This window comes from Mycobacterium sp. (assembly GCF_049280035.1).
Taxonomy (GTDB): Bacteria; Actinomycetota; Actinomycetes; order Mycobacteriales; family Mycobacteriaceae; genus Mycobacterium.
This window is the reverse complement of sequence record NZ_JBAPPI010000141.1, coordinates 1-3,830: the sequence shown is the minus strand read 5'-3', so window position 1 is coordinate 3,830 and position 3,830 is coordinate 1. Positions and strand designations below refer to the sequence as shown.

The window sequence follows — 3,830 nt, the reverse complement described above, 5'->3', positions numbered from 1 at the left end:
CCCAAGGTGTGCCCAGCGATGACGTGCCCTTCATCATGGTCGGTGATGCCAGCAATCCCGACGGCGGCTTGCTGGAACGCTTCGATGTCCCCGCCGGTTCGGATCCGTCGGTCCCGAGCCTGGGCATCACGTTCGACGGGGCCACGCCGGCCGATCTCTACCCGACCGACATCTACACCAACGAATACGACGGCTTCGCCGACTTCCCCAAGTACCCAATCGATTTCCTGTCCGACCTCAACGCGTTCTTGGGGATCCTTTTCGACCACATCACCTATCTCGACCCGGAGCCCGGGCAGCTCGCCGACGCGATCCAACTGCCGACGTCGACAGCCGACACGCTGACCAACTACTACCTGGTTCCCGAGGATCTGCCGCTGTTGGATCTGCTGCGATTTATCCCCGTCATCGGCAATCCGCTGGCCGATCTGCTGCAGCCCGACATGTCGGTACTGGTCAACTACGGCTACGGCAGCATTCAAGACGGGTGGAGTCCGGGGTATGCCGATGTGCCCAGCCCGATGGGGCTGTTGCCGACGGACGTCAACCTGAGCGATGTCCTCACCGCCTTGGTCAACGGGATCCCACAAGGAATCAGCGCGGCCATCAAGGACCTGGAGGATCCGGCGAAATACCAACTTATTTCGTCGATTCTGGACAACCCGCTAACCAATCAGCTGATCAGCATTGCGCACACGCAGGGCTTCACCGACGCCACCAACCTGCAGTCGCTGCTGAATATCCCGGCGCTGCTAGGCGTTGCGCAGAACGCGTTGAGCGAGTTCGACAACTTCCCGATTTCGGATGCGACGCTGCTCTCCTCACCGACCGACCTCATCAACGATCTCAGCGCGACCCTGTCGACTGACTACGCAACGCTGGTCCCGGTCGCCGACACCGTCACCGCGCTGCTGACCAGCCTGCCGTCCTACGACGTCAACCTGTTTACCGACCAACTCGAGGCCGGGAATTTGCTTGGCGCCATTGGTGATCCGATTGCCGCCGACATCGCGCTGGTGCCGTTCGCTATCGGGTATGGCGCGGCCGCGCCCGTCCTGGAAGCGACCGCAGGCACGCTGATCAACCTGCTGGACCTGATCCCGGGGCTCTAATTCAGGCGGGGTGGGCCGCGAAGAACTGCCAGATGGTCTGGGTGGCGTTCAGCGCGTGCGTCGTCGTGCCAAATCGTTCGAGGAAGGTGGTGCCGCCGGGCCACTGGTGTCGGCCGCCGTCGATGGTGATCAACTCAACGCTGCGATGGTCGGCGCATGCGGAGGTCGATGTGGTGACTGGGGGTTTGTTTGTGACATCGGGTGGGCCGCACTGATCGACGTTGCGCCAGAACGCGTTGACGTCAGGTATCGATTGCCCGTTGACGGTGCTCGCGCCCTGCCCGCCGTTGTAGGGAACCAGCCGGTCGGCGGTGCCGTGGATGTGAATCACCGACGTCGGGTGCGGGGCGGTGCATGGGTCGAGTTGGGTGGCCGCATCCGGGCCGATGGCAGCGAAGATGCCGCTGTTGCAGGCCAGCGCGTAGGTCATGATGCCGCCGTTGCTGATCCCGGCGGCATAGACCCGCGGCTTGTCGATCGGCAGGGCTGCGCTGATCTCCCCGACCATCGTGGTGATGAAGCCGAGGTCGTCGATGTTCTCACCAGCGGCCTTGCCACAGCAGCCGTGCGCATTCCAGCTCTGCCCGATGCCGTCGGGGTAGGCGATGACAAACTTCGCCGAGTCGGCCAATTGATCCCAGCCATAGGAGTTTTCGGCCTGCTCGGCGTCGCCGAACGCGCCGTGCAGCATGACCACCAGCGGTGCCGGACCCGCCAAGCCCGTCGGCTTGTGGATCCGGTAGCTGCGGTCCAGTCCGCCGAACGCCATAGTGTGCACGGTTGTGCCGTCCGGCAGTCGTGTTACCGCCCGATGCGCACCGGAACACCCCGACAGGGCGAGCAGCACGCCGAGCAGCGTGGTAAGCCGAACGAACATGCCTCATAAGGTACTGGCAGCTCGACGGGCGCGGCCCGATCCCCACCCTTCCGCGATGTGCCGCCCGCGTATCGACCAAACTGATCCTCATGCAGATTCCGTTCGCCGACGCCGTGCTCAGCCGGCTTAGCCGCCGCGACGTCGGGCTCGAACTCATCGAGGAGATCGAGGACGAGGCGGTCGAATCCGTCGACGCCGCCGATCTGCTGTCGGCCGAGCCGGCTCTATTACTGCAGAGGATGGAGAACCGGCTGATCCGCCATCAGCTCGCCGAGCCGGACGTGCTGAGCACCGAGGAGCTGCGCAAGCTGCGCTACATCCTCAACTTCGCCAGGCTCGCCGACTTCGAGCCCGGCGCCGCGGGCCCGGGCGGAAGCCGCGGGCGCGGCGACGTCTCGGTCGGCGCCGAAATCGCCCCGTGGCGATCCCGGGTCGCCGACGCCCTATACGGACCGCTGCGTGAAGAGCAGGACCCGGTCACGGCGCTGCAGACGGCACGAGACGCGCTGGCGGGTCTGGCCGCCGACCAGGACGATCAACGCCGAGTGCTCATCGAGCGGCACGGAAATGACTTCTCCCCAGCGGAATTGGACGCCGAGGTCGGCTACAAGAAGCTCGTCACCATCCTTGGCGGCGGCGGTGGTGCGGGTTTCGTCTACATCGGCGGCATGCAGCGCCTGCTGGAAGCCGGCCAGCTGCCCGACTACATGATCGGCGCGTCGATCGGCTCGATCCTGGGCAGCCTGGTGAGCCGCGCGTTGCCGGTGCCGATCGAGGAGTATATCGCCTGGGCGAAAACGGTGTCCTACCGCGCCATCCTGGGACCCGAACGGCTGCGCCGCCGCCACGGCCTGGCCGGCATGTTCGCGCTGCGCTTCGACCAGTTCGCGCACGCCATGCTCAGTCGCGAAGACGGCCAACGAATGCGTATGTCGGACTTGGCGATTCCGTTCGACGTCGTGGTCGGAGGAGTTCGCAAGCAACCGTATACGGCGCTGCCGTCCCGGTTCCGCAATCCCGCATTAGCGGCACTGCAGCTGCGGTCGGTTCCGTTTCGTCCGATCGGCATCGGCCCGGTGGTGGGCACCCGGATGTGGCAAGTGGCCGCCTTCATCGACTTGCGGGTCGTCAAACCGATAATCATCGGCGGCGACGACCCGGCCCGGGACTTCGACGTCGTCGACGCAGCGTCGTTCTCGGCGGCCATTCCCGGTGTGCTGCATCACGAAACGAGCGACCCGCGGATGATCCCGATCCTCGACGCGCTCTTCGAAGAGAAGGACATCGCGGCCCTTGTCGACGGCGGCACCGCAAGCAACGTCCCGATTGAACTGGCGTGGAAGCGCATCCGCGACGGCAGGCTGGGCACCCGCAATGCGTGCTATCTGGCTTTCGATTGCTTTCACCCGCAATGGGATCCGCGGCACCTGTGGCTGGTGCCGATCACCCAGGCGATCCAGTTGCAGATGGTAGGCAACCTGCCCTACGCCGATCATCTCGTTCGATTCGCTCCGACGTTGTCGCCGGCGAACCTGGCGCCCTCCGTCGCGTCCATCGATCGGGCGAGCAGATGGGGACACAACAGCGTCGAGCAGGCGATCCCGGTGACGTCGGCGCTGCTACAGCCGACGTGGTGGGAAGGCAGTGCCCCTGCGGCTCCCGCCGCCGGTGCCAAGCCCAAGACACCGCCGAAGTCGGTGGCGTCGCCGATGAGCGCGGTCATGGCAGCGATTCAGGTGCCGACGAGTCGCTTTGCCCGGTGGCGAAACCGCCTGACGTGACGTGCGCGCGCCTCGGCTTGTGAGTGGCCGGCGCTTAGATGCGGTCATGATCGTCGTATC

The 3,830-nt window shown here is 65.3% G+C and carries 3 protein-coding genes; 2 read left to right on the top strand and 1 reads right to left on the bottom strand.

What is annotated here, in order from left to right:
* On the top strand, nucleotides 1–1,112 hold a 1,112-nt coding region (locus WAN71_RS04590), incomplete at its 5' end, for a PE-PPE domain-containing protein (protein ID WP_422224198.1).
* Between the two features lies 1 nt (nucleotide 1,113).
* On the opposite strand, the gene WAN71_RS04585 is transcribed toward WAN71_RS04590, so the two are convergent.
* Nucleotides 1,114–1,989, bottom strand: a complete 876-nt coding sequence (locus tag WAN71_RS04585; RefSeq protein WP_422224197.1) for an alpha/beta hydrolase family esterase — start codon at nucleotides 1,987–1,989, stop codon at nucleotides 1,114–1,116.
* Between the two features lie 89 nt (nucleotides 1,990–2,078).
* On the opposite strand from WAN71_RS04585, the gene WAN71_RS04580 reads away from it, so the two are divergent.
* Nucleotides 2,079–3,770, top strand: a complete 1,692-nt coding sequence (locus WAN71_RS04580; RefSeq protein WP_422224196.1) for a patatin-like phospholipase family protein — start codon at nucleotides 2,079–2,081, stop codon at nucleotides 3,768–3,770.
* Nucleotides 3,771–3,830 lie beyond the last annotated feature (60 nt).